Genomic DNA, 25,490 nt, shown 5'->3' with positions numbered 1-25,490 from the left:
CACCATACCACAGGGAAGAAACGTGCTGCGCTTGCCAAGCCCCCCCCTCGCAGGACTCGACATCAGTCCTGATGCTGTCAAACTCGTAGAAATCGCCGTGCTCCGCGGCGGCTTGCGGGTGGAACATGCGGACGCCGAAGCGCTTCCTCCGGGAGCGGTCAGCGAACGCGCCATCCACGATGTGGAAGCCGTCACGCGCACCATTCGCATCATCCTGGAGCGCTCGCGCGTACGCACCAAGGCGGTGGCGACGGCCTTGCCGGCCAACGCCGCCATCGTAAAGGTCATCTCCCTCCCCAAGGACCTGGGCGAGATGGGGATCGAGGAGCAGATCCGCTTCGAAGGGGGACAGTACATCCCCTACAGCATCGATGCCGTCAACTTTGACTTCTCTCCTCTGGGTAATGACAGCTCGCGCAAGGGATATCAGCAGGTATTGCTGGTAGCCTGCAAAAAGGAAACGGTGGAAGACCGCGTCGCCGTTCTGGAAGAGGCCGGCCTGAAGCCGAAGATAGTCGATGTCGAACCTTTCTCCCTCTGGTTGCTGCATGAGCATCTCGTGCGTCAGGATCCCCACCAGGGTACCGAGGAGGGCGCCGTCGTGCTCGTCGAAATGGGCAGCATCACGACCAACATCTATGTCTTTCATGAAGGCCAACCCGTCTATTCCCGTGAGCATAACTTCGGGGTGACCCGCCTCATCGAAGACATCCAGCGACGTTATGGGCTGGATGCCAATGATGCCCTGCGCATGCAGCGCTTCGGCGGTTTGCCGCCGGATTACGCCAGCGACGTCCTGACGCCCTTCGCCCGCAGCACCGCCCAGGAATTGTTCCGCTCCCTGGATTTTTTCCAGGCCAGCATGCCGGATACCACCATCGGCGCGGTTCACCTCTTCGGTCTCGGCGCCCAGACACCGCAGTTGGCTGAGCACCTGCGCCGTTTGGTGAACTTTCCGGTACACGTTCCGGATCCCTTTGCCGGCATGGAAATGGCGGCCCAGGTGAGCCGCCGCTTTCTGGATGCCGACCGATCCTCCCTGGCGGTAGCCTGCGGTCTTGCCTTGCGGAGGTTGCCCGCATGATCCGCATCAATCTGTTGCCCTACCGGGAAGCGCGGCGGGCCCGGCAAAATCAGCTCTTCGCCGCCGGACTGATGGCGGTGCTCATTCTCGCCGGCTTTTTTTACTACGGGATCTACGAAATCTTCAGCTATCGCGCCGCGGTCCAGGAACAGCGCGTACAATATCTGCAAGGCGTGGCCCAGGGCCTCGACAAACAAATCGCCTCCATTGTCGATCTGCGCAAGGAACGTGACCAACTGCTCTCCCGCGAAGGGATCATCACCGACCTCCAGGGCAAACGCGACCTCACCGTACGGATTTTCAACACCCTGGCCACCATCACGCCACCCGGGATTTTCCTCACCCACCTGCAACAGCAGGGCAACACCGTCACGGTGGACGGCTATTCCCAGGCCAATAATCAGGTAGCCGAATTGATGCGCAATATCGAAGCCTCGACCACTTTCGACAAGCCCCTGCTGAACATCATCAGCAAGGCCAAGCTGGGCAACGAGGAAGTCGGCCAGTTTTCTCTGCAGATGAATATCCGCGCACCGGTAAGCGCCACCAAGAGCAACGGGCAAAGCAGCAAAGGTGCACGGCCATGACCCTTGACGAACTGCGCAATCTCCAGATCGAGGATATTATCCGCTGGCCCATCAAAACCAAGCTCATCGCTGTGGCGATCCTGGTGGTACTGGTGGGTATCGTCGCGTGGATATGGTTCATCGCTCCGGAAAATGACCGGATCAACCAGCTCCGTCAACAGGAAAGCAGCCTCAAGGAGCAGATCCGCCAAAAGCAGCTACTGGCTGCGGGGCTTCCCGCCTATCAGGCGCAGATCAAGGAAATGCAGGTACGCTTCACCCGCTTCCTGGAACAATTGCCCAATCGCACCCAGATCCCCTCCCTCCTGGACGACGTCACCCTGGCGGGACGCAGCCGCGGACTGGAGTTTGAGCTTTTCCAGCCGCTCCCCGAGGTGAGCAAGAATTTCTACGCCGAAATCCCCGTCAAGCTCAAGGTGGTAGGCACCTATGACGCCATGGGGCAATTTGCTGCGGCCGTGGCCGCCATGCCGCGCATCGTCACCCTGAATGACATCGACATCACCCGGCTGCCCAACACCGGAAGCGACGAGGCGGCAAAGGCGCAATCCACGCAAAAACTGGTATTGCAATGCACGGCCACGACCTATCGCTATCTGGACAATAGTGAAAAAGCGGGGGCGAAGCCATGAAGAACCTTGCCCCATCGGTCCTCGTCATCGGCGCCCTGACCTTGCTGGCGGGCTGCCAGCACGGCGACGACCTCAGCGATTTGCGTCAGTTTGTCGCCAGTGGGCCGAAATTCAATACCCACATCACGCCCCTGCCTGCCACCCAGGTCTATCATGCCGCCGCCTACGTTGGCGAGAAGGGCCGCGATCCTTTCACCAGCTTCTCGGAATTGCGGCTGCGCCAGCTTGCCGCACAGGCCAGCGAAGGGCCACGGCCGCAGGCCCACGGCCCTTTGCAGCCCCTGGAGAAATATGACCTGTCCAGCCTGAAGATCAACGGGATCGTGCGCGACTCCCAGGGGCATCTCTGGGCGGTCATCCAGGCGCCGGACCAGAAGATCTATCGCGCCACCATCGGCAGCTATGTCGGCAAGAACGACGGACGCATCGTTCGCATTGACGACCAGCCGGGGAAACGCTCCGTCACCGTGGAGGAGTACATTCCCAACGCCTTCGGCGGATTCCAGAAACAGCAAACCGTCATGCACATGCAAAGTGGCGCCTAAGCGGACTGCCAGCCCAAAAAGATAGAGGACAGAGACCCATGAGCACAGCACCTTGCACCGCCCGCCACGCCAACGCCTCCCGGCACCACCGGGCGCGCCGCCCCATGCCGGCCCCCTTACGACCCGCCGCCATGGCCGTCCTGGCAGCCTTGTGCCTGGCATCGGCGCCGGCGTGGGCGGAAAGCCTGATTACCGGCATCGCACCCGTTCAGGATCAGCATGGTGCCGCCCTGCTCATTCGCTCCACCGAGCGCCCCGCCTACGATGTCAACACCCTCAATGGCGGCTACCGGGTGCAGATCGATTTTACCGACGCCCATTTTGCCGGCTCCGTAGGCACCGTCCATGGTGAGGGAGCGATACAGGACGTCCTCGCGGAAAACCTGCCGGGCAAAGCCCGCCTCGACCTCCTGCTGAGAACGCCCCAGGCGATCATGATCGAGCCGGCGCCCGGCGGCTACCGGATTGCGCTCGTTGCCGAGAAAGGCGCGGCCCCCGGCACGGCAGCAGCCGCCCCCGTTGCCACCCCGGCGCCCTCCCCCGCGGCAACCGCCGGGGAGGCAAGCGCTTCCGCGCCGGCCCCGCTGCCGACCGTCAACGGCACCAGCATCGCCGACCTCGGCTTCAAGCGCGGCAAGGAAGGCGGGGGTATTCTCGACCTCACCATCAATGGCAGCCAACCCCAGATGAACGTGACCCGGGAAGATGGCGCGCTGGTGGTGGACCTCAAGGATACCCAGCTACCAGCGAGCTATGCCCACCGTTTTGACGTCAATCAGTTCGGGACGCCGGTGCAATATATCGACAGCTACCCGCGCGGCTCCGACACCCGCCTGGTCTTTGCCATCAATGGGCCCTTTGAATACTCGGCCTACCAGTTGGGCAACCACCTCCTGGTCAATGTCCACGCCAAGCCCGCCAGCGAAAGCGCCGCCGGAGTGGCCGCCGGCGCCCGGCTGAGCATGGACTTCCAGAACATCAGCGTCCGCGACGCCCTCCAGGTGATCGCCGACTTCACGCATCAGAACATCGTGGTATCCAACAACGTCACCGGCACCCTGACCATCCGCCTGAAAAATGTCCCCTGGGAACAGGCCTTCAAGGTGATCCTCGACTCCCAGGGCCTGGCCGTAAAACATATCGGCAACATCCTCTGGGTAGCCCCGGCCAATCAGATCAGCACCCAGGAGGAAGCCGAGCTGAAGGCCGCCGCCAGCAAGCGCAAGCTGGAACCGCTGGTCACCCAACTCATTCCCATCAAATATGCCCGTGCCACGGAGATCGCCCAACTCCTGCAAGGATTTTCCCAACAAAACAACGGCATTTCTCCCAGCGAGGGGGCGACCTACGGCAACACCGCGGCCACTGCCGCGCAAAACGCGGCCCTCGCCGCGGCCCTGGGGATCCCCTCCTCCACCCTGGGCAACTCCTTGCTCGGTTCGCGGGGATCCGTGGCGGTGGTGACCCGGACCAACAGTCTCCTGGTTCGCGATACCCCCCAGGATATCGACAACATCAAAAAGCTGATTGCGAAAATCGACCGGCCGGTACCCCAGGTCCTCATCGAGGCGCGCATCGTGCAAATCACCACCAACGCCGCCCAGTCTCTCGGCGTGCAATGGGGCGGCACCTATACCTCCAATACGGGTAGCGGCGTCATCAACCTGTCGGGCACCGGCGCTTCCGGGACGACCAACACCCAGGGCGGATCTTTTCCGCTGACCGGCAGCGCCACCACGACCACCGGCACCACCGGCTTCTCGGTCCCCGCCCTGGTCAATCTCCCGGCGCCAACGGCGGGCACCGCCCTGGCGGGCGTCAATCCGGCCTCTTTGGCTTTTGCCCTGGGCACGGCCTCCGGCAGCCGGGTCATCGATTTGCAACTGCAGGCCCTGCAGGTGGCCAACAAGGCCAAGATCATCTCCAGTCCCAAGGTGCTGACCGCCGACAACGAAAAAGCCGTCATCCAACAAGGCCAGGAGATCCCCTACCAACAGGCCACCAGCAGCGGCGCCACCTCGGTCTCCTTCAAGAAGGCGGTGTTGAGCCTGGACGTGACGCCCCATATTGCGCCCAACGGCAAGATCACCATGGATGTCAGTGCCACCAACGATCAGCCGAACTACGCCCAGGCCCTGCCCTCCGGCGTGCCCATCAACACCCAGTCGGTGAAAACCAAGCTCCTGGTTGCCAATGGCCAGACCGTCGTCATCGGCGGCATCTTCACCGACACCCACAGCAACTTCGACACCGGGATACCCTTGTTGAAGGACATCCCCGGCCTGGGCTGGCTGTTCAAGAGCCGTACCAACAATATCGCCCAGACCGAACTCCTCATCTTCCTCACCCCAAAAATCATCAATGACGGGGCGCAGGATGGTTCCGCAGAGGGTGAATCCTCTCTTGCCAGTGGCGGATGAAGGCCGAGGGCAGCGTAATCCTGGTGGGGCCCATGGGATCGGGCAAATCCACCATCGGGCGGCTGCTGGCCGCCCGCTTGCATTTGCCCTTCGCCGATAGCGACGCCATCATCCTGGAAAATACCGGCGTTTCCATCAATACGATCTTTGAAATCGAGGGCGAGGCGGGCTTCCGCCTGCGGGAAAGCCGGGTGATCGCCGATCTGGCCGCCCAGCAGACGGCCATGGTACTGGCCACGGGCGGCGGCGCCGTCCTTTCCGCCGCCAACCGCCAGCACCTGCGCGCTATGGGACGGGTGGTGTACCTGGACGTAAGCGTGGAGGAACAGCTCAAGCGATTGCGCCAGGACCGCAGCCGCCCCTTGCTGCAGGTGGCGGACCTGGAACAACGGCTGCGCTCCCTGGCCGAGATGCGCAACCCCATCTACCGGGAGACCGCCCACTGGCGGATCAAAACCGATGGCCTGCGCGCCGATCAGGTCCTGCGGCGGATCCTGCGCTTCCATCGGCAAGCGCCCTGACCCCCTTGCCTCAACGGTCCAGAAGCAGAACAATGGGAAACATATTTGGCCACAGAGTCTTTTCCAGTCATGCAGAGTCTTCGGGTTGAGCTAGGCAGTCGCAGTTATCCCATTCATATCGGTCCCGGCCTGATGGGCGACAAGGACCGCTTTGCGCCCGCCCTAGCCCCCGGCCCGGTGGCCATCGTCAGCGACAGCAATGTGGCCCCCCTCTATCTGGAAACCCTCCACAAGACGCTTCGCTCCCTGGGCAAAACGGTCCTCAACATCATCCTGCCGGCAGGCGAAGGGAGCAAGACCCTCGCCAGCATCCAGGAGATCACGGGCCAGTTGCTGAGCGCCGGCTTTGGCCGGGACTGCAGCCTCTGCGCCCTGGGCGGCGGGGTCATCGGCGACATCGCCGGCTTTGCCGCCGCCACCTATCAGCGCGGCGTTGCCTATCTGCAGGTGCCTACCACCCTGCTGGCCATGGTGGACTCCTCGGTGGGGGGGAAAACCGGGGTGAACCATCCCCTCGGCAAAAACATGATCGGCGCCTTTTATCAGCCCCGGGCGGTGATCGCGGATACGGATACCCTCGACACCCTCCCCGAACGGGAATTTCGTTCGGGTCTTTCGGAAGTGATCAAATACGGCCTCATCAGCGATCAAGGTTTTTTTTCCTGGTTGGAAGATCACATGGATGCCGTCATGGCACGGGATACGGCGGCCCTCATGCACGTCATCGAGCGTTCCTGCGCCGACAAGGCCGAGGTCGTCGCCCGGGATGAACAGGAAGGCGGCCTGCGCGCCATCCTGAACCTCGGTCATACCTTCGGCCACGCCATCGAAGCGGCGAGCGGCTACGGCACCTTTCTCCACGGCGAGGCCGTAGCCATCGGCATCATCATGGCCGCGGACCTCTCGCGGCGCCTGGATCTCATTCGCGAGAGCGAGCAGGACCGCATCTATGCCCTTATGGAGGGTGCCGGTCTGCCCACCCTCGCCCCGCGCCTTCCGGCGGCGGAATATTTGCGCTTCATGCAGGTGGATAAAAAGGCCCAAGGCGGGCAGGTGCGCTTTATCCTCCTGCGCGGCATCGGCGAGGCGGTGATCACCGGCGACGTCCCTCCTGCTGCCGTCATCCAGACTTTGAATGCGTTCATGGAGAACGAGCATGGAAGGGATTAACAAAGCCACCGCGGAAATCATCGCCGAGATGGAGCAGCGCCTGGCCCTCAATCCCGAGGGCACGCGGCGGATCGGCAACTTCGGCTTTATCGAGTTGGAGGAAACCTGGGGCGACGAAGCTACCATCATCAATACGGCGCGGATCAGTTCCACCAATCAGCGCCTGCGCAGCCGCAACGACTTCAGCGAGCGGGACACCGACCTTCTCTACCAACTGCTGCGGGATGCCCACGGCACGCCCTTCGAGACCGTATATTTTCGTTACCGCTTCATTGCCCCCATTTTTGTGCTGCGCCAGTGGGTCAAGCATCGGATATCAAGCTGGAACGAATTCTCCATGCGCTATCGCAAGCCCATCTCGGTCGCCTATATCCCCGACCTTGAGGCCCGTTGCGTGGATGGCTTCCCGGTTCTGGACGACCAGGCCCTCGGCGAATACGAAGCCCTCATGAAGCAGTTGTTCGCCTGGTACGAAACGCAGTATCAAGCCGCCTGCCAACGCATTGATGGCGCTCGCGAGGAAGGCGCGCTCCCCGCCAAGAGCGGCGGCCGCGACCCCTATCGCGGCCGGGCACGGGAACTGTTGCGCAATGCCATGCCGGTGGCGGCTTATTCCGATGTGTACTGGACGGTCAACTTCCGCAGTCTGATGAATTTTTTCCAGCTCCGGCGCAAGGCCGACGCCCAGTACGAAATCCGGCAATATGCCGATGCGGCCTTTGCGCTCTTCGCCGCCCGCTTGCCGCTCCTCGCCCAGACCATGCAGCGGGTGCTGGACGAGAGCGGGAGATCCCCCGCGTGAGCGGCCTGGGCGGCCTGGCGGCGGGGGCATCCGCATCATGACTGCGGCCTGCCCGGAGGGGAGCCTGGCCCTCGCCCCCCATGCCGTCCATGCCGGCAGCAGCCGGGGGCGCCGCTTCCCCGAAGATCCCCCTCCCGGGCGGAGCCCCTTCCAGCGGGACCGCGATCGGGTCATCCATTCCACGGCCTTTCGCCGTCTCGAATACAAAACCCAGGTTTTCGTCAATCACGAAGGGGATCTTTACCGCACCCGCCTGACCCACACCCTGGAGGTCGGCCAGGTGGCGCGGGCCATCGCCCGCCAACTTAGCCTCGATGAAGACCTGGTGGAGGCCATTGCCCTGGCCCACGATCTCGGCCACACACCCTTCGGCCATGCCGGGCAGGACGCCCTCAACGAATGCATGGCCGCCTTCGGCGGCTTTGAACACAACATCCAATCGCTGCGGGTCGTGGACGAGCTGGAGCAGCGCTACGGCGATTTTCCCGGCCTCAACCTGACCTTTGAGACCCGCGAGGGCATCCTCAAGCACTGCAGCAAAAGCAAGGCGGCGAAACTGGGAGACGTGGGGGAGCGCTTTTTGCTGGGCACCCAGCCCAGCCTGGAAGCCCAGGTCAGCAACCTCGCCGATGAGATCGCCTACAACAATCACGATATTGACGACGGCCTGCGTGCCGGTCTCCTGCGGCGGGATGAACTCCTCGATGTCCCCCTCTACGGGCGGATCTTCACGGCGGTTCAGGAGCGCTATCCCCATGCCGGGCCCACGGTGCTCCGTCACGAAACGGGCCGGCGCCTCATCCATCACCTGATCACCGATCTGGTGGAGACAACGCGACAGCGCATTGCCGCGGCGCGGCCCGCCTGCAGCGACGACGTGCGTGCCGCGGCAAGTCCCCTTGCCGCCCACAGCGATGCCATGGCCGGCGAAATCACCACCCTCAAGCGTTTCCTCTATCAGCAACTCTACCGCCATCCGCGGGTTCACCGGCAGGCGGAAAAGGCCAAACGCCTCGTGCGCCGCCTATTCCACACCCTCCTTGACGATCCCCGCCTGTTGCCCGGCAAATATCAGCGGCGGATGCAGGTGGATGGCAGCGATGCGGCGGCCCGCGCCCGGGTCGTGGCCGACTACATCGCCGGCATGACCGACCGCTTTGCCATTGCCGAATACGATCGCCTCTTCGACCCCCATGGCGAGGCGTGAGCAGGGAGCAAAAGGCGGTCCGAAGTAATCGGGCGATTCCCATCCATGTTGTGAGGACCAGCAATGCAGATCATCCACGGATTTTTTCAGGGATTGAGCGTAGGTTTCGAAATCCTGCTCGTCGTTTTCCTGATTTTCGGCTGTTTCTTGTGGCTAGCAGTCCCCTTTTTACTCTTGCGCAACAACATCCTGCTCCGGGAAATCCGCGATCTCCTCGCCCGGAAACCGCCATCGTCGACCTGAAGGGCGCACCCCGTCATCATGGAACGGGCCACACATCCGGTAGGGGCGGCCCATGGCCGCGGCCTGCTGGGGGCGCCACCACCGGTGGTCGCGGCCATGGCCCGCTCCTACGCTATTCCATCGTGGACAGCCGATCTGTTGTTTCCTGTTAAAAACGGTGGCAGCCCCCGCAACCGCCATTTCCAGAACGAAACGAATTCCCGCCGCTACGCCCCTTTGACGCTGTCGGGGAGACGGTTATACTACTCAGCCCTGCTTTTCCCAGGCCGGCAGGGCGTCGTAATGGCAAGGTGACGATAATGACGCAAAGCTTATACTCTCCAGAATTTGAACGCGATTCCTGTGGTTTTGGCCTCATTGCCCAATTGGACAATCAAGCCAGCCATTACATCGTCGCCACGGCCATTTCCTCCCTGGCCCGGCTCACCCATCGCGGCGCCGTTGCCGCGGATGGCAAAACCGGCGACGGCTGCGGCCTTCTTTTGCAGATGCCCGAGGGCTTTTTCCGCGCCATCGCCGCGGAAACCGGCTTGACCCTCGGCCGGCGCTTTGGCATCGGCCAGTTTTTTCTGCCCATGGATGAGAGCGCCGCCACCCCCATCCGGGATCGGCTCGGGCATGAGGCCGCCGATCTGGGCCTGGCCCTGGCCGGTTGGCGCACGGTACCCACCGACCCCGATGCCTGCGGCGCCGAAGCCCTGGCGGCCTTGCCCAGCGTCTGGCAAGCCTTCCTCAACCTGCCGGCGGACGGCGATATCGATGCCCACGAGCGCTTGCTCTATCGCCTCCGGCGCCGCCTGGAAAAACGCTTTGCCGGCACGGAGGGTTTTTTTGCCGTCACCTGTTCCAGCCAGGTGATCGGCTATAAAGGCCTGGTCATGCCCGAACGCCTGCCGGATTTTTACCCCGATCTGCGCGACTCCCGCTGCGCCTCGGCGCTGGTCACCTATCATCAGCGCTTTTCCACCAACACCTGGCCGGAATGGCGTCTGTGCCAGCCTTTCCGCATGCTCGCCCACAACGGCGAACTCAACACCGTGCAGGGCAACCGCATCTGGGCCAGGGCGCGGGAAGCGCAACTTGCCACGCCGCTCCTGCCCATGGCGGAGGTCTTGCCTGCCGTCGGCGGCGGCAGCGATTCCTTCAGCCTCGACAACATGCTGGAATTGCTGGTCCAGGGCGGCATGGATTTCTTCAAGGCCCTGCGCTTGCTGGTGCCTCCGGCCTGGCATAATTTCCCGCACATGGACCCGGAGCTGCGGGCCTTTTACGAATATCACAGCATGCGCATGGAGGCCTGGGACGGGCCTGCGGGCCTCGTCCTCAACACCGGCCGCATCGCCGCCTGCGCCCTGGACCGCAATGGCCTGCGGCCGGCGCGCTATGTCATCACCAAGGAGCGCATCCTCAACATCGCCTCCGAGGTCGGTGTTTTCGATTACGACCACCGCGACATCCTCGTCCAGGGCCGCGTAGGGCCAGGGCAGGTCATTGCCGTCAACATGCACAGCGGAGAATTTCTCGACACCGCCGCCATCGACGCCCGGATCAAGGCCAGCCATCCCTACCGCCAGTGGCTGGAAAGCCATGCCGTGCATCTCGATGCCGACGATGCGGAAGGCCAGCCGGCCATGGCGGTAGGCGATCTCCTCAGCAGCGAAAAGGCGTTTGGGGTCTCTTTCGAGGAAGAAGACCAGGTCATCCGCGTTCTGGCCGAAGGCGGGCAGGAGGCCGTCGGCTCCATGGGCGACGACACCCCCATAGCCGTTCTTTCCACCCAGCCGCGGCATATCGCCGATTATTTCCGTCAGCAATTCGCCCAGGTCACCAACCCCCCCATCGACCCCTTGCGCGAGGCCTTGGTGATGTCGCTGAACACGGTCTTCGGCGCCGAGAGCAACCTTTTCGAGGAACGGCCCGAATTCGCCCGGCGCATCGAGGTCCACTCGCCCATCCTGTCCGACCAGACCTTTCGCGCCCTGACCAGCCGTTCCGAAGCGCAGTTTCGCGCCCGCACCTTCGATCTCACCTATTCGGCCGCGGACAATACCCTGGAAGGCGCCATCGAGGCCCTCAGCATGGCCGCCCTGGACGCCGTGCGTCATGGCGATGTGATCCTGGTACTCTCCGATCACGCCCTGGATCGCGACCGCCTCTATATCCCCGCCTTGATGGCGGTGGGAGCGGTGCATCATGCCCTGATCGAAGCGGGTTTGCGCACCCGCTGCAATCTCATCGTCGCCACCGCCCATGCCCGCGATCCGCACCACTTCGCCACCCTCTTCGGCTACGGGGCTACGGCCGTCTATCCTTATCTGAGCTATGCCATCATTCGCAGCCTCCGCGAGCGCCATGCCTTCTCCCAGCCCGTGACCGAGCAGAAGGCCCTGGAAAATTATCGCAAAGGCATCGACAAGGGTCTGTACAAGATCCTCTCCAAGATGGGTATCGCCACCCTCGCCTCCTATCGCAGCAGCCAGCTCTTCGAGGCCCTGGGGCTGGATCGGCGGGTGGTGGAACGCTGCTTCCGGGGGACGGTGTCGCGGATTGGGGGCGCGAGCTTCGCCCATATCGAAAACGACATTCGTGGCCTCGTGCGCGACGCCTTTCTGCCGCGCAAGGCGCTGCCGGTGGGAGGCTTGCTGAAATATGTGAGCGGCGGCGAATATCATGCCTACCATCCCGAGGTGGTGCGCTCCCTGCAGCATGCCGTCAAGACGGGACGTTACGGGGACTATCAGGTCTTTTCCGGATTGGTCAATCAACGTCCGGTCACCAATCTCCGGGATCTTTTGCAGCTTCGTCCCGCCCAGGCCATTCCCATTGACGAAGTGGAGCCCATCGAGGCCATCACCCCGCGTTTCGATACGGCGGCCATGAGCCTCGGCGCCTTGTCTCCCGAGGCCCACGAAGCCCTGGCCATCGCCATGAATACCATCGGCGGTCGCTCCAATTCGGGCGAAGGCGGCGAAGACCCGGCCCGTTATCACAACAACAAAGTCAGCAAGATCAAGCAGATCGCCTCCGGCCGCTTCGGGGTGACCCCGGAGTACGCCGTCAATGCCGAAGAGTTGCAGATCAAGGTGGCGCAGGGAGCCAAACCCGGCGAGGGCGGTCAGCTTCCCGGTCACAAGGTCACCGGAATCATCGCCCGCCTGCGCTATGCCAAGGAAGGGGTGGCGCTGATCAGCCCGCCGCCCCACCACGACATCTACTCCATCGAAGACCTGGCGCAACTCATCTTTGACCTCAAGCAAGTCAATCCGGCGGCCTATGTCTCGGTGAAGCTGGTGTCGGAAGCGGGGGTGGGGACCATTGCCGCCGGCGTGGCCAAGGCCTATGCCGATCGCATCACCATTGCCGGCTATGACGGCGGCACCGGCGCCAGCCCCTTGAGTTCGGTCAAATACGCCGGATCGCCTTGGGAACTGGGCCTGGCCGAAACTCAGGCCACGCTGCGCCGCAATCATCTGCGCCACCGCGTGCGGCTGCAGGCGGACGGCGGTTTCAAGACCGGCCTGGACGTGGTCAAGGGCGCCCTCCTGGGAGCCGAAAGCTTCGGCTTCGGCACCGCCCCCATGATCGCCCTGGGCTGCAAGTACCTGCGCATTTGCCATCTCAACAATTGCGCCACGGGCATAGCCACCCAGGATGAGACCCTGCGCAAGCATTTCACCGGGCTGCCCGAGATGGTCATCAATTACTTCCGCTTTGTCGCCCAGGAAACGCGGGAACTCATGGCTGGCCTGGGTATCCGGCGTTTTGACGATCTGGTGGGCGCCACCGGGCATTTACAGGTGGGTGGCGCCCAGACCGGCAAGCAGGAGCATCTGGATCTGCGGCCGTTGCTTTTCAATGCCGCGCTGCAGAATGCCGACAGCGACATCCACACCCTGGACCGCAACCCCCCCTTCGACCATGGGGAACTGGCCGAGCGCATGGTCGCGGACGCCATGCCGGCCCTGGAAAGGCGCATCGCCACCCACCTGCATTATCCCATCCGCAACGTGAATCGTTCCATCGGCGCCCGCCTCGCGGGAGAAATCGCCCGCCGCTATGGCAATAACGGCCTGGCAGAAGACTGCGTCCAGGTGGACTTCCAGGGGACCGCCGGGCAGTCCTTCGGTGCCTTCTGCGTGCAGGGAATGCGGATGCGCCTCCATGGCGATGCCAATGATTACGTCGGCAAGGCCATGAACGGCGGCACCCTGATCATCGCCCCCCCCGAAGGCGTAACCTACGCCAGCCAGGACTCGGCCATCGTCGGCAATACCTGCCTCTACGGGGCCACCGGCGGCCGCCTCTATGCCGCCGGGCGGGCGGGGGAACGCTTTGCCGTGCGCAACTCCGGGGCCATTGCCGTCATCGAGGGAGCGGGCGATCATGCCTGCGAGTACATGACCGGAGGTCAGGTGGTGGTGCTGGGCGAGCCGGGCGTCAACTTTGGCGCCGGCATGACCGGCGGCCTTGCCTTCGTCTGGGATCGGCAACGGCAATTCCCCGACCTCGTCAACGGGGAACTGGTGAACTACCACCGTATCGATACCGAGGCCATGGCGGGCTACGAAGGGCTGCTGCGCCGCCATGTGGAGGCCCACATCGCCGCAACGAAGAGCCGCCATGCCAAAGACCTGTTGCAGCATTGGGCAGAGTTTCTGCGCGATGTCTGGTTGGTGGCGCCCAAGGCCGCCCGGCTGGATGTCCTGCTCGAAGAAGCGAGTTGAGCGACAGCGGTCGCCATTGAGGATAGCATGAGCCATTTTTCTTTCATCGAAGGCCCCCGCAAGGATCCGGAAAAACTGGATGCGGAGCAGCGCCGTCACGAGTTTCGCGAGCTCTACACGGGCTTTGACCTCGGTAGCGCCCGTCTGCAGGCGGATCGCTGCCTGCATTGCGGCAATCCGTATTGTGAGTGGAAGTGTCCGGTCCATAACTATATCCCCAACTGGTTGCAGCTCATCGTCGAGAACCGCATCGAGGAAGCGGCGGCCATGTCCCACGAAACCAACACCTTGCCGGAAATCTGCGGGCGCATCTGCCCGCAGGATCGTCTCTGCGAAGGGGCCTGCACCCTCAACGACGGCTATGGGGCGGTGACCATCGGTCATCTGGAGCGCTTCATCACCGAAGAGGCCATCGGCCGCGGCTGGCATCCCGAGGCCCCCCGGCGGACCGCCAATGGCAAACGGGTTGCCGTCATTGGCGCCGGGCCGGCGGGGCTGGGCTGCGCCGATATCCTCAACCGTGCCGGCACCGAGGTGCTGGTCTTCGATCGTTATCCCGCCGTCGGCGGTCTCTTGACCTTCGGCATTCCCCCCTTCAAGCTGGAAAAGGCCGTCATCGCCAGACGCGCCCAACTCCTGGAAGACATGGGAGTGCGTTTTCAGCTCAATACCGAGATCGGCAAAGACCTCAGCATGATCCAATTGCTGGCCGACTATGACGCCGTGTTCCTCGGCATGGGAACCTATGCCGCCAAGGAAGGGGGGTTCCCCGGAGAAAACCTGCCGGGCGTGATCAAGGCCCTTCCCTACCTCATCGGCAATGTTCGGCAACTCATGGATCTCCCCGATCCGTTCACTCCCTTTGTCGATCTGGCGGGCAAGCGGGTGGTGGTGCTGGGGGGCGGTGATACGGCCATGGATTGCCTGCGCACCGCCATCCGCCAAGGTGCGGTCCAGGTGACCTGCGCCTACCGGCGGGACGAGGAGAACATGCCCGGTTCCCGGCGGGAGGTGGCCAACGCCCGCGAGGAAGGCGTCCACTTCCTCTTCAATCGCCAGCCGCTGGAAATCCTCGGCGAGGACAGCGTTGCCGGCGTTCGCCTCGTGGAAACCCGCCTCGGCGATCCCGATCCCCGCGGCCGTCGCCATCCGGAGATGGTGGCGGGCTCCGAGCAGGTCCTGGCCGCCGATGTCGTCATCATCGCCTTCGGCTTTGACCCGTCGCCGGCCCCCTGGTTTGCCGAGCACGGCATCCATCTCGACGAGCGCGGACGGGTCGTGACCAATGCCCAGTTCCAGACCAGCAACCCGCGGGTCTTTGCCGGTGGGGATATGCGTACCGGCTCCGATCTGGTGGTCACCGCCGTGGATGAAGGGCGGCGTGCCGCCAACGGCATCCTTGATTATCTTGGAGTATAGAGCGCGTGCATAGTCCCCTGCAGAACGACACCTTCCTGCGCGCCTGCGAGCGCGAAGCGACGCCCTACACGCCCATCTGGCTCATGCGGCAGGCAGGACGCTATCTCCCCGAGTATCGCGCGGCACGCGCCAGGGCCGGAGATTTCCTCACCCTTTGCACCACGCCGGAGCTGGCTTGCGAGGTTACCCTGCAGCCCGTGGACCGCTTTCCGCTGGATGCCGCCATCCTGTTTTCCGATATCCTGACCATCCCCTACGCCATGGGACTGGGCCTGCATTTCATGGAAGGCGAGGGCCCGGTCTTCGAGCGCCCCCTGCGTAGCCGCGCCGATATCGAGCGCCTCGGCATCCCCGATCCCGAGACGGATCTGCGTTTCGTCGGCGACGCCCTGCGCATGATTCGCCGCGAACTGGGCGGCCGCGTCCCCCTCATCGGTTTCGCCGGCAGTCCGTGGACCCTGGCCTGCTACATGATCGAAGGCAAAGGCAGCCGCGACTTCATCCAGATCAAGGGCATGCTCTATAGCGACCCGGGCCTCCTCCATCGTCTGCTCGGCCTCCTGGCCGAGGCCGTGGCCCTCTATCTCAACGCGCAGATTGCCGCAGGTGCCCAGGCCGTCATGCTCTTCGACACCTGGGGGGGCACCCTCAGCACCCGGGCCTATGAAGCCTTCTCCCTCGCCTACATGCGTCGGGTCATGGCTGCCCTGAGCAAGGAATCCGAAGGTCGGCACGTTCCCGTCATCCTCTTTACCAAGGGCGGTGGCGGCTGGCTGGAGGCCATGGCCGACAGCGGGGCCGATGTCATCGGTCTGGACTGGACCGTGGAACTGGGCATCGCCCGACAGCGCATCGGCGATCGGGTCGCGCTGCAAGGCAACATGGACCCCATCGCCCTCTACGGCCAGCCGGACCTGATTGCGCAGGAAGCCATCAGCATCCTGGACGGCTATGGCGCTGGTGGCGGTCATATCTTCAATCTGGGCCATGGGCTTACCCCGCAGACGCCGCCGGAGCATGTGGCCCTCCTGGTGGATACCGTCCACCGCTACCGTCGCCCCTAGGCCCCGTGCCTGCTCCGCCAGGCTGACCACGCCGCACGGATGGGATGGGTACGTTTGGGGTTGAGATAGGTGACCGGTGCCCCCTGCTCCATCCGCCGCAACGCCTGGGCGATGGCCTCCCTGGCCTCCCCAGCCAGTTCCCGGCGCTTGAGGGTCGGCGCCAAGGCCGGCAAAAACTCCACCCGCAAAGTGAGCGGAGCCGCCGCCGTCAGCCGCCAGAGATGGCCCAGGAGACTGTCATCGCCCACAAAGGGGCAGCGTTGATCGGCCTGCCCGGGGTGCAGGACATCCTCATAGCGCAGGGCCACCGGAACGGTGTCCACATGCGCCTCGCGGGCCGCCTCGAAGGGCGCCGCAAAGAATTCACCCACACCCCGGCCATCGCTGGTGGTGCCTTCGGGGAAGAGGATGACCGGCGTATCATTGCGCAGGATGGCCGCCGCATCATGAATCACGCGCTGACTCGCCCGCACATCACTGCGATCAATGAAGAGCGTGCCGAGCCAAACGCCCATGATGCCGAAAAACGGCCAGTTACGCATTTCCTTCTTGGCGACAAAGCGCCCCGGAACGAGGGTGGAAAGGGCGAGAATATCCAGGTAGGACACATGATTCCCCACCACCAGGACCGGCTTTGCGGGGACGATCCCGTCCACGCGCAGGCGCAGGCCGAGGATGCGCATTGCCTGTCGGCTCCACCAGGCAAAGGCGCGGTAGCTCAGGGCGTCGGGTGCCGCCTTGCCCCGGCAGGTCCATACCGCCAGGGGATAGGCCACGAACAAATGCAGCAATAACCCGGGCACACGCCAGAGGCGCCGCAACGAGTTGGGAGCCGAACGGCGCCAGCGCCGTCCGGGATAGGACACCAGCACATTGGCGCCGACCTTTTTCCGCACCCTCATTTGCGGCTATCCGCCGGCTCTAAAAAACGCTGCTGATAGCGCGGCGTGATCAACCGGGATTCACACCACATGAAAAAATCCGCGCAGTGGAATTGGGGATCCCAATAGGGCTCACCGCCAATGCGCACGCCAGCCCGCAGATAGCCCTTGATCAAGCTGGGCAGGGGGGCAGGCTCCACCTGCGCCCGGGGGTCAAAACCGGGTACGGAACGCAAGGGAAAAGCGCGCTGCTCGGGAGTGGTGAGGCGATCGGCGAGGCTGTGATACAAGGCGCCCAATGCCGCCCCGTCGGTGCTGTGGATACTGGCGCAACCCATGAGATAGTCGATGTCCCACATCGCCATGGCCTCCGCCAGACCCGACCACAGCAGGGCGATGACGGCACCCTGGCGATAGTCGGGGTGGACGCAGGAACGCCCCAGTTCCATGATGCGCGCGGGCATGCTCAGCAGGCGCCCGATGTCAAACTCGGTTTCCGCATAATACCGCCCCACCCGCGCCACCTGCTCGGGCAAGAAAAGGCGATAGGTCCCCACCACTTCCTGACGGACCTCGTCCTCGACGATGAGGTGCTCGCAGAAGGGATCATACTCGTCTTCGTCCAGGCCCGGACGCCCGCTGAGCTGGGCCGCATACTCGGCACTGAAGACTAGATAGCGCAGGCGCTGCGCCGCCTCTATTTCGTCCTGCTGACGGGCCAGATAGATGCGCAGGGATCGGGATGCTTTACTGGACACGCGGTCTGTGCTGCCATGGTGCTGAGTGCTGAACATGCAAAGGCTCTCCGTCTGAGGGAATAGCAAAACTTTTGTAGTTTGACTCATCCATATGACAATAGTGCGACGCTTCCGTGAACTTTTTATGACAGGCATCCTATCCCGCCCCCCCGGAACGAATCAAGGTGCCCGGAGGCCACGCAAATCAAGTCGCCAATCCAGCTATCATTATACACCTACTTTATAGCCCGATTTAATAGTCGCCGAACTGCGCTCGCCAGGGCTGCGCAGCCCTAGGGCCTGGCGCCCAACCCAGGACCAGAGGAATCATCCGCATGAAGAAAACCCTGCCCATCACCGTTATCGTGCTCGGCTTCGTGAGTTTTTTTAACGACCTCGCCTCGGAGATGGTGGTTCCCCTCATCCCCATCCTGCTGGCCTCGGTACTGGCGGCCGGACCCATCGCTCTTGGCCTGGTGGAAGGGGTCGCCGACGCCGTGGCCAGCTTCCTGAAACTCTGGTCGGGCCGGCACTCGGATATCCTCGGCGGACGCCGCAAGGGACTGGCCGTCGCCGGCTATTCCGTCTCCAATCTCGCCCGGCCCCTCATCGGCCTTGCCGGGAGCTGGATCGCGCTGCTTCTCTTGCGCAGCATGGATCGGGTCGGCAAAGGGATCCGCACCTCTCCCCGCGACGCCCTGATCGCCGACAGCGCCCCCGCGGACCGTATGGGTCTGGCCTTTGGTTATCATCGCGCCATGGACAATGGCGGGGCCTTGCTCGGAGCCCTGGCGGCGGCCGCCGTGCTGTATTTTGCCCAGGTATCCCTGAGAGATGTCATCCTCCTGTCGGCCGTACCCGGCGCCATCGCCGTGGCCCTCATCGCCTTTGGCACCCGGGAGCCGGCACGCCCCCGCGCGATCGCCAGCCAGCCCTTGCCCTCCCTCAACCCCAGCCATTTGTCACCCACCATGCGCCGCTACCTCATCACCCTGGTCCTTTTTACCCTGGCACGGGCCACGGAGACCTTCATCCTCCTGCGCGGCTACGAACTCGGCATGGATGTCGTCGTGGTGCTCCTCCTCTGGGCCTTCATCCACCTCGCCAAGGCCAGTACGGGCACTTGGGGAGGGGGCCTTGCCGACCGCTTTGGGCGCCGTCCGGTGCTTCTCACCGGCTGGCTGGCCTATAGCGTCAATTACGCCTTCTTTGCCAGCGTCCACGCGCAGGCGAATCTGTGGGTGGTCGCCCTTTCCTACGGCCTGTTTTATGGCTTGAGCGAAGGCGCGGAGCGCGCCCAGATCAATGACCTAGCCCACCCGGAGGAGCGCGGCACGGCTTTTGGCTGGTATTACCTGGCAACCGGCATCAGTACCATTCCTGCCGGCCTGATCTTCGGGACGATCTGGGAAAAAGTGAACCCGGCGGCCGCTTTCGCCCTCTCCGCCGGCGTCGCCATGGTCGCTGCCGCCTTGTTGGCCCTCTGGGTTTATCCGCGCGCGGACGAGGCCCCCCGCCGATAACCCCGGATCCGCCAACTGCCGGATCTTAGAGATGAGCTATCAGGCCATAAAAAATCATGCCCTTGCACCACGCCCCCGCAATGACTAATGTATCAGTCCTCTTTTTTCCCACCGAGCAAAGGTTCCGACCATGTCCGCCGAGCCCCAGGAAGTCGACGACAGCCCCTATTGTTGCTGTTCGGCCGCCACTTTTCAGGAGATCCTCGAACGTCAGCGCGCCAATCCTCTCCCATTCATGGAGCTGATCATGGTTCACGCCGGCTGCGGAAGTGGTTGCGGTAGCTGCATCTCCGATCTCGAGGCCTATCTAAAGGCGCACGACGCTTACATCGAAGACTGATTGAGCTGCGCGGTGCCGGACTTTCATCCTCCACGCTGGCTTCCCGGAGGACACCAGCAAACGATGTGGGCTGCCTTTCTGGCGCCGCGTCCGAAGGTTCTCCTGCGCCGCGAAGTCTGGTCCACCCCCGACGGGGATCGCATTGCCGTGGATTGTCTGGATGCCCCGCCGGAGGCCCCCGTCGTTACCCTTTTCCACGGCCTGGAGAGCAGTTCGTCCGGGCACTACGCCGCCCCCCTGGCGGCGCTTTTACGCGCGCGGGGATGGCGCGGCTACTGGATCAACTTCCGGGGCTGCGGAGGCATGGACAACTTGCTGCCCCGTGCCTACCACGCCGGGGACAGCGCCGAGATCGCCTGGATCCTGGCGCGCATCGCCAGGCAAGATCCCGCAGTGCCGCGCTTCGCCGTCGGCGTTTCCCTGGGGGGCAATGCCCTGCTCAAATATCTCGGAGAGGCCGGACACGACGCCCGGGCCATTCTCCGCGGAGCGGCGGCGGTTTGCGCCCCGGTGAATCTGGTCGCCACCGCCGCGGCGCTGGAGCAAGGCCTGGGGATCTTGTATAGTCGTTACTTTCTGAGGCAATTGAAGCGATCTGCCCGCCGCTATCGGCGGCTGCATCGGGGTATGGCCGACTGGAATAAAGTGCTGGCGGCCACTGACCTGCATAGCTTTGATGAATGTTTTACGGCACCCGTCCACGGTTTTTCCGGAGCGGATGGGTATTGGCAACAAGCATCGGCGGCGCCATGGCTGCAGTCCATCCTGGTGCCCACCCTGCTTTTGAACAGCGAGGATGACCCCATCGTGCCCATCAGCGCCATTCGCGCCGCTTCCCTCAGTCCGGCCATCACCCCTTGCTTCCCGGCCCATGGTGGGCATGTCGGCTTTGTGGATGGCCCTTTCCCGGGGCGGCTGCAATGGTTGCCCCATGCCCTCCTTGCCTACTTTGAGAGCATCATCCAGCCATGAATGAACCTGTTCAACCCCGCCTGCGGGTCCTTCTCGGCCAGGCCATCGCCATTGGGCCCGGGAAGGCCGATCTGCTGCGTTACATTCGTGCCCACGGGTCCATATCGGCCGCGGCGCGCGCCATGAACATGAGCTATCGCCGGGCCTGGTTGCTGGTGGACACCATGAATCATTGCTTCGTCGGGCCCCTGGTGAGTACGGCCACCGGGGGCAGCCATGGCGGAGGGGCACAACTCACCGCCCTGGGAGAAGACATCCTGACCCGCTATGAGGCCATGGAGAGCAAGGCCATTGCCGCGCTGTCCGAGGACATGGAGAGCTTCCGCCTGTTGATGAATCCCTCAGCACCAAGCCAGGAAAGCCATGAAAAACCTCCTGCGTGAGGTGCTCTGCAGCCGCGTCTATGATGTAGTCCGGGAAACCCCCCTGGAAGCGGCGCCCAAACTCGGCCAGCGGCTGAGCCGCAGCATCCTCTTCAAACGCGAGGATCTGCAGCCCATCTTCAGCTTCAAGCTGCGCGGCGCCTACAACAAGATCGCGCAGCTTTCGCCGGAGGAACAGGCGCGGGGCGTCATCACCGCCAGCGCCGGCAATCATGCCCAGGGCGTCGCTTTCTCCGCCCAGCGCCTGGGCATCCGCGCCGTCATCGTTATGCCCCAGACGACGCCGGAAATCAAGGTGGCCGCAGTGCGGGCCTTCGGTGCCGAAGTGGTGCTGCAGGGAGACAGTTATTCCGATGCCCAGGCCCATTGCGAAAAGCTGGTGGAAAGCACGGGCATGGTCTTCATCCATCCCTTCGACGACCCTTTGGTCATTGCCGGCCAGGGCACCGTCGGCGCCGAGATCCTGCGGCAAAGGGGCAACGGGCTGGAAGCGGTTTTCGTCCCCGTCGGGGGCGGCGGGCTCATTGCCGGCGTTGCCGCCTTTCTCAAAGCCATTTTGCCCCATGTCCTGATCATCGGCGTCGAACCCTTCGAGGCCGACGCCATGTACCAGTCCCTGGCCGCCGGCCGGCGGGTACGTCTGGAACAGGTGGGCATCTTCGCCGACGGGGTGGCGGTGCGCGAAGTAGGCCGTCACACCTTTCCCCTTTGTCGCGAGCATGTGGACGAGATCGTGCGGGTCAGCAACGACGAAATCTGCGCGGCCATCAAGGACGTCTTCGACGAGACCCGCTCGGTCATGGAACCGGCCGGGGCCCTGGCGGTGGCCGGGCTCAAGCGCTTTGCGGCGGAGCGGCCCAGCCGGGGCGGCGCCTGGGTCGCCATCCTTTCCGGCGCCAACATGAATTTTGACCGGCTGCGCTTCATTGCCGAGCGGGCCGAACTGGGGGAAGCGCGCGAGGCGCTTTTTGCCGTAACCATCCCCGAGCGCCCCGGCGCCTTTCGCGCCTTCTGCGCCGCCATCGGCCAGCGCGTCATTACGGAGTTCAACTATCGCCTGCACGGCCGCTCCCAGGCCCATATCTTCGTCGGGGTCGCCATCCGTGACCGCAGCGATGCGGCGGCCCTCCTCGAACACCTGCGCCAGGAGGGGCACGAGGCCCTGGATCTCAGCGACGACGAGATGGCCAAGCTCCATATCCGCCACATGGTGGGCGGCCACGCCCCGGAGGCCCGGGATGAGCGCCTGTACCGCTTTGAATTCCCCGAACGGCCCGGCGCGCTGATGGAATTCCTCGACAAACTCGGGGGCCACTGGAATATCAGTCTCTTTCACTACCGCAACAATGGGGTGGATTTCAGCCGCGTGCTGGTGGGAATCGAAGTGGGGGACGGGGATTTGCCGGCCTTCGGGCGTTTCCTGGAGCGCCTGGGCTATTCCCACGTGGAAGAAACGGCCAATCCCGCGTATCGCTTCTTTCTTGGCGAAAACCGGCCCTGAAAGGTCTTGCGGCGCCTCAGCGGGGGGCGAACATCAGCCGCAGCGATTCGCCGATGCCCGAAGCCAGACCCAGCCAACGTTGCGCCAGATCGGGATCCAGGTGATCCAGCATGGTGGCGTGGAAGAGCGCCAGCCAGTCATCCACCAGCGGACTGGTCACGCCGACGGGGGCGTGCTTGTCGCCCAGGGCGTAGCGATAATCCCCGTAGGGCAAGCCGCCCATGACGGTCCACCAGTAATGGGTCAGGCGTTCCTTGTGCAGATCCCAGTCGCCAACGATGGCAAAGGGTTGGGCCAGGGTGGGATGATCCTGGATGCGCTCGTAAAAATCATCCACCACCGCGCGGATCAAGGGCAAGGGGATCTTGACACATAACGGTTCCAGACGGCGTTTCGGTGCCACTTCCATAAGCACTCTCCTTGGCGATGGCGCTACTGTGGGGTTTTACCTAAAACAACGATCCTGTCTCCGCCCTATCGAAATCCGTGCGCGCACAGGATCGATCCATACCCGCGACTGCAGGTGTCGCCCCCTGGGGGAAGCAGGTCGCGGCCATGGGCCGCTCCTACCGGTTGTGCGGCATGTTCCACGATAGCGCAGTAGCCTTTTGGTGCATAGCCGTCAGGATGAATCCGGCGGCGATGCTGATGCGCCGGCCTCTCCCCCCAGCAGTTCCGGCGCGCTGAGGATGCGCGGACTACGCTCCACGGGTACGGCCTCGCTCAATTCGGCATCGGCGGGGGCGGCGCGCAGATCGCGGAAACGGCGGGCCGTGACCAGCACCCGCCCCTCCAGCGCCCCCACCGATTTATTGTAGGCCTCCACCGTCTGTCCCAGGGACTTGCCCACTCGGGTCCAGTGCTCCGCCAGGGTGGCGATGCGCTCGTACAGAAGCCTGCCCAGATCCGCCACCTCGGCGGCATTGCGGGCCAGGGCTTCCTGGCGCCAGCCGTAGGAAGCCGCGCGCAGGAGGGCGATGAGGGTGGTAGGGGTGGCGGTGATTACCTTTTGGTCGACGCCGTACTCGATGAGGCTGGGGTCCTCCTGCAAGGCCGCGCTGAAAAAAACCTCCCCGGGCACGAAGAGCACCACAAACTCGGGGCTCGGCTGGAACTGCTCCCAGTAGGCCTTGCGCCCCAACTGACCCAGATGATTGCGCAACTGCTGGGCATGCTTGCGCAAGAGCACCTTGCGCTGTGGTTCATCATCCAGCTCGCTGGCTTCGAGGTAGGCATCCAGGGGTACCTTGGCATCCACTACGATCTGTTTCCCGCCGGGAAGACGCACCACCAGATCCGGGCGCTGGCGACGCTCCCCATCCGTGCTGCTCTCCTGCTCCACGAAATCGCAATGCTCCAGCATCCCCGCCATTTCCACCACCCGCTTGAGCTGCATCTCGCCCCAGCGTCCCCGCGCCGCCGGCTGGCGGAGGGCCTTGACGAGGCTCTGGGTTTCGGCGCGCAGTTGCGGGATCTGGACCTGCGCGAGGTCCGTGAGTTGCTGTTTTAGGCCGCTGTAGGCGGACAGTCTTTCCCGCTCCAGGTCGGCCAGCTTGCCGTCCACTTTGGCCAGGGACTCGCGGATGGGCTGCACCAGTTGGTCCACCGCGAGGCGGCGCTGTTCCAGTTCGCTGCTTGCGCCTTCCTGAAAACGCTTGAGGTTCTCGCCGGCGAGGGTCAAAAAGGATTGATTGTTTTGCCGCAAGGCATCCGCCGAAAGGGTCTGAAAGGCATCGGCCAGCTTTTGCCGCGCCTCATCCAGCAAGGCCAGCTTGTCGGCGCTGCTCCGCCGCTCCTGCTCCAGTCGCTCCGCCAGCTCCGCATGGCGGCGCTGCAGATCGGCCAACGCCGCCGAGCGCTCCGCCAAGGCGGCCTCCATGGCAGGCAGCCGGGCCGCCGCCGCCGCAGCAGCAGCCCTGGCCGCCCCTTCCTCGCGCAAGGCGCTCTGCAAAAACTCCCGCTCCTGCCGCAGAGCGGCAATCTCCTGCTGTAGCTGCTCCTGATGCAGTTCCAGGCCACGCAGTCGTTCCTGGAGGGTGGATTGCCCCGCCTGCCAAGCCATCTCTGCCTCGGCAATGCGGGCCCCGGAACCGGCCTTGTGGACCATCCAACCCAGCACCGCGCCCAAAGCCAAACCGCTTAGCAAAAAGACCCAGTAGCCCCAATCCATGAATCACCTTTATCCTTTGCCCAGCGAGCACTGCCAATCATCCAAAAACGGCAGCGCTAACCGCCGAATCCAGGATGATCCTGGATTCGCCACTTGTTGGGGCGTTTTTCGGATCATCCCCAAGGAAGCCCCTTTTGCCCGCATGATGGGCAAGGGATTGCGAACGCGGAAAAAAAGGGATCAATAGCGGACCGACACCCTGCCCCTGCTGTTCCGGGGCGGAAAACCGCCGTTGGCGGATTAGCGGGGAAATGCGGCGCCAAGCCGGAATTTACATTAAGAATGGCGGAGAGGGTGGGACACTCCGTGTTCGAAAATAATCCTTTTATATTCAGCGTGTTACAATTCTGCGCTGCGCGCTTTTTGTACCACATTTTTGTACCTGACTTCCACACCGAGCCCAGAGCATAGAACCTTTGCGGTGAGGATTCAACCTCAGCCCTTCTTTGCCAATCGCCGATCCATCACGCTTGATCCAATGGAGGATGGCCAGCCTCGGACGATGCCCCCTAGGCACCATGTGCCGCCATTCGAAAGTAGGGGATACCTTTTTCCGGACATTGAT

Annotated in this window: 22 protein-coding genes; 18 read left to right on the top strand and 4 right to left on the bottom strand. The window is 63.5% G+C overall.

Features of this window, described 5'->3' with window-relative positions:
* The first annotated feature begins 22 nt into the window (after nucleotides 1-22).
* The 13 genes from pilM (at nucleotide 23) to hemE (ending at nucleotide 16,418) form a co-directional block, all read left to right on the top strand.
* A complete protein-coding gene (gene pilM / locus ACP5MM_RS06695) occupies nucleotides 23-1,084 on the top strand; it encodes a type IV pilus assembly protein PilM (protein WP_427931843.1) in 1,062 nt (353 codons plus the stop codon).
* A complete protein-coding gene (locus ACP5MM_RS06690) occupies nucleotides 1,081-1,671 on the top strand; it encodes a PilN domain-containing protein (protein ID WP_427934295.1) in 591 nt (196 codons plus the stop codon). Before pilM ends, ACP5MM_RS06690 begins: the two co-directional genes overlap by 4 nt.
* On the top strand, nucleotides 1,668-2,303 hold the full coding sequence (locus ACP5MM_RS06685; protein ID WP_427931847.1) for a type 4a pilus biogenesis protein PilO: 636 nt from the start codon (nucleotides 1,668-1,670) through the stop codon (nucleotides 2,301-2,303). Before ACP5MM_RS06690 ends, ACP5MM_RS06685 begins: the two co-directional genes overlap by 4 nt.
* Nucleotides 2,300-2,848 (top strand): pilus assembly protein PilP, encoded by a 549-nt coding sequence (locus tag ACP5MM_RS06680; RefSeq protein WP_427931849.1) that lies wholly within the window; start codon nucleotides 2,300-2,302, stop codon nucleotides 2,846-2,848. The genes ACP5MM_RS06685 and ACP5MM_RS06680 overlap by 4 nt, the downstream gene beginning before the upstream one ends.
* Before the next feature lie 38 nt (nucleotides 2,849-2,886).
* Entirely contained in the window at nucleotides 2,887-5,268 is a 2,382-nt protein-coding gene (locus ACP5MM_RS06675; RefSeq protein ID WP_427934294.1) for a type IV pilus secretin PilQ, read from the top strand.
* Nucleotides 5,265-5,789 carry a shikimate kinase gene (locus ACP5MM_RS06670; protein ID WP_427931852.1) on the top strand — a complete coding sequence of 175 codons (525 nt, stop codon included), beginning with the start codon at nucleotides 5,265-5,267 and terminating at the stop codon, nucleotides 5,787-5,789. Before ACP5MM_RS06675 ends, ACP5MM_RS06670 begins: the two co-directional genes overlap by 4 nt.
* Nucleotides 5,790-5,858: 69 nt before the next feature.
* A complete protein-coding gene (aroB, locus tag ACP5MM_RS06665) occupies nucleotides 5,859-6,959 on the top strand; it encodes a 3-dehydroquinate synthase (RefSeq protein WP_427931854.1) in 1,101 nt (366 codons plus the stop codon).
* Nucleotides 6,946-7,761 carry an FAD-dependent thymidylate synthase gene (thyX, locus tag ACP5MM_RS06660; protein ID WP_427931855.1) on the top strand — a complete coding sequence of 272 codons (816 nt, stop codon included), beginning with the start codon at nucleotides 6,946-6,948 and terminating at the stop codon, nucleotides 7,759-7,761. The genes aroB and thyX overlap by 14 nt, the downstream gene beginning before the upstream one ends.
* Nucleotides 7,762-7,798: 37 nt before the next feature.
* Nucleotides 7,799-8,968, top strand: a complete 1,170-nt coding sequence (locus ACP5MM_RS06655; RefSeq protein ID WP_427931857.1) for a deoxyguanosinetriphosphate triphosphohydrolase — start codon at nucleotides 7,799-7,801, stop codon at nucleotides 8,966-8,968.
* A gap of 63 nt (nucleotides 8,969-9,031) precedes the next feature.
* Nucleotides 9,032-9,211, top strand: coding sequence for a hypothetical protein (locus tag ACP5MM_RS06650; protein ID WP_427934293.1), 180 nt, complete (start codon nucleotides 9,032-9,034; stop codon nucleotides 9,209-9,211).
* A gap of 299 nt (nucleotides 9,212-9,510) precedes the next feature.
* The gene (gltB, locus tag ACP5MM_RS06645) at nucleotides 9,511-13,935 is read left to right on the top strand and encodes a glutamate synthase large subunit (protein ID WP_427931861.1); all 4,425 of its coding nucleotides are present in this window, start codon (nucleotides 9,511-9,513) and stop codon (nucleotides 13,933-13,935) included.
* Nucleotides 13,936-13,962: 27 nt separating this feature from the next.
* Entirely contained in the window at nucleotides 13,963-15,354 is a 1,392-nt protein-coding gene (locus tag ACP5MM_RS06640) for an FAD-dependent oxidoreductase (protein ID WP_427931863.1), read from the top strand.
* Nucleotides 15,355-15,359: 5 nt separating this feature from the next.
* Nucleotides 15,360-16,418: a uroporphyrinogen decarboxylase gene (hemE, locus tag ACP5MM_RS06635; protein WP_427931864.1), complete on the top strand. Its 1,059-nt coding sequence runs from the start codon at nucleotides 15,360-15,362 to the stop codon at nucleotides 16,416-16,418.
* Here the strand turns inward: hemE and ACP5MM_RS06630 are convergent.
* Both ACP5MM_RS06630 and ACP5MM_RS06625 read right to left on the bottom strand, forming a co-directional pair.
* Nucleotides 16,415-17,320, bottom strand: coding sequence for a lysophospholipid acyltransferase family protein (locus ACP5MM_RS06630; RefSeq protein WP_427931865.1), 906 nt, complete (start codon nucleotides 17,318-17,320; stop codon nucleotides 16,415-16,417). The genes hemE and ACP5MM_RS06630 overlap by 4 nt on opposite strands.
* Nucleotides 17,317-18,057, bottom strand: a complete 741-nt coding sequence (locus ACP5MM_RS06625) for a GNAT family N-acetyltransferase (RefSeq protein WP_427931867.1) — start codon at nucleotides 18,055-18,057, stop codon at nucleotides 17,317-17,319. The genes ACP5MM_RS06630 and ACP5MM_RS06625 overlap by 4 nt, the downstream gene beginning before the upstream one ends.
* A gap of 314 nt (nucleotides 18,058-18,371) precedes the next feature.
* On the opposite strand from ACP5MM_RS06625, the gene ACP5MM_RS06620 reads away from it, so the two are divergent.
* The 5 genes from ACP5MM_RS06620 (at nucleotide 18,372) to ilvA (ending at nucleotide 22,755) form a co-directional block, all read left to right on the top strand.
* Entirely contained in the window at nucleotides 18,372-19,559 is a 1,188-nt protein-coding gene (locus ACP5MM_RS06620; RefSeq protein WP_427931868.1) for an MFS transporter, read from the top strand.
* A gap of 130 nt (nucleotides 19,560-19,689) precedes the next feature.
* Nucleotides 19,690-19,899, top strand: coding sequence for a (2Fe-2S)-binding protein (locus ACP5MM_RS06615; RefSeq protein ID WP_123106140.1), 210 nt, complete (start codon nucleotides 19,690-19,692; stop codon nucleotides 19,897-19,899).
* Nucleotides 19,900-19,962: 63 nt separating this feature from the next.
* Entirely contained in the window at nucleotides 19,963-20,871 is a 909-nt protein-coding gene (locus tag ACP5MM_RS06610; RefSeq protein WP_427931870.1) for a YheT family hydrolase, read from the top strand.
* Nucleotides 20,868-21,254: a winged helix-turn-helix domain-containing protein gene (locus ACP5MM_RS06605; RefSeq protein WP_427931872.1), complete on the top strand. Its 387-nt coding sequence runs from the start codon at nucleotides 20,868-20,870 to the stop codon at nucleotides 21,252-21,254. Before ACP5MM_RS06610 ends, ACP5MM_RS06605 begins: the two co-directional genes overlap by 4 nt.
* Nucleotides 21,235-22,755 carry a threonine ammonia-lyase, biosynthetic gene (gene ilvA, locus ACP5MM_RS06600; RefSeq protein WP_427934292.1) on the top strand — a complete coding sequence of 507 codons (1,521 nt, stop codon included), beginning with the start codon at nucleotides 21,235-21,237 and terminating at the stop codon, nucleotides 22,753-22,755. The genes ACP5MM_RS06605 and ilvA overlap by 20 nt, the downstream gene beginning before the upstream one ends.
* Nucleotides 22,756-22,771: 16 nt before the next feature.
* On the opposite strand, the gene ACP5MM_RS06595 is transcribed toward ilvA, so the two are convergent.
* Both ACP5MM_RS06595 and rmuC read right to left on the bottom strand, forming a co-directional pair.
* Nucleotides 22,772-23,164, bottom strand: a complete 393-nt coding sequence (locus tag ACP5MM_RS06595; protein ID WP_427931876.1) for a group III truncated hemoglobin — start codon at nucleotides 23,162-23,164, stop codon at nucleotides 22,772-22,774.
* A 213-nt stretch (nucleotides 23,165-23,377) separates the two neighbouring features.
* Nucleotides 23,378-24,925, bottom strand: coding sequence for a DNA recombination protein RmuC (gene rmuC / locus ACP5MM_RS06590; protein WP_427931878.1), 1,548 nt, complete (start codon nucleotides 24,923-24,925; stop codon nucleotides 23,378-23,380).
* Between the last annotated feature and the right edge of the window lie 565 nt (nucleotides 24,926-25,490).

This window comes from Acidithiobacillus sp., assembly GCF_049965315.1.
Classification (GTDB): Bacteria; Pseudomonadota; Gammaproteobacteria; order Acidithiobacillales; family Acidithiobacillaceae; genus Acidithiobacillus_B.
The sequence above is the reverse complement of the archived record's forward strand: the minus strand, read 5'-3'. Positions and strand labels throughout refer to the sequence as shown.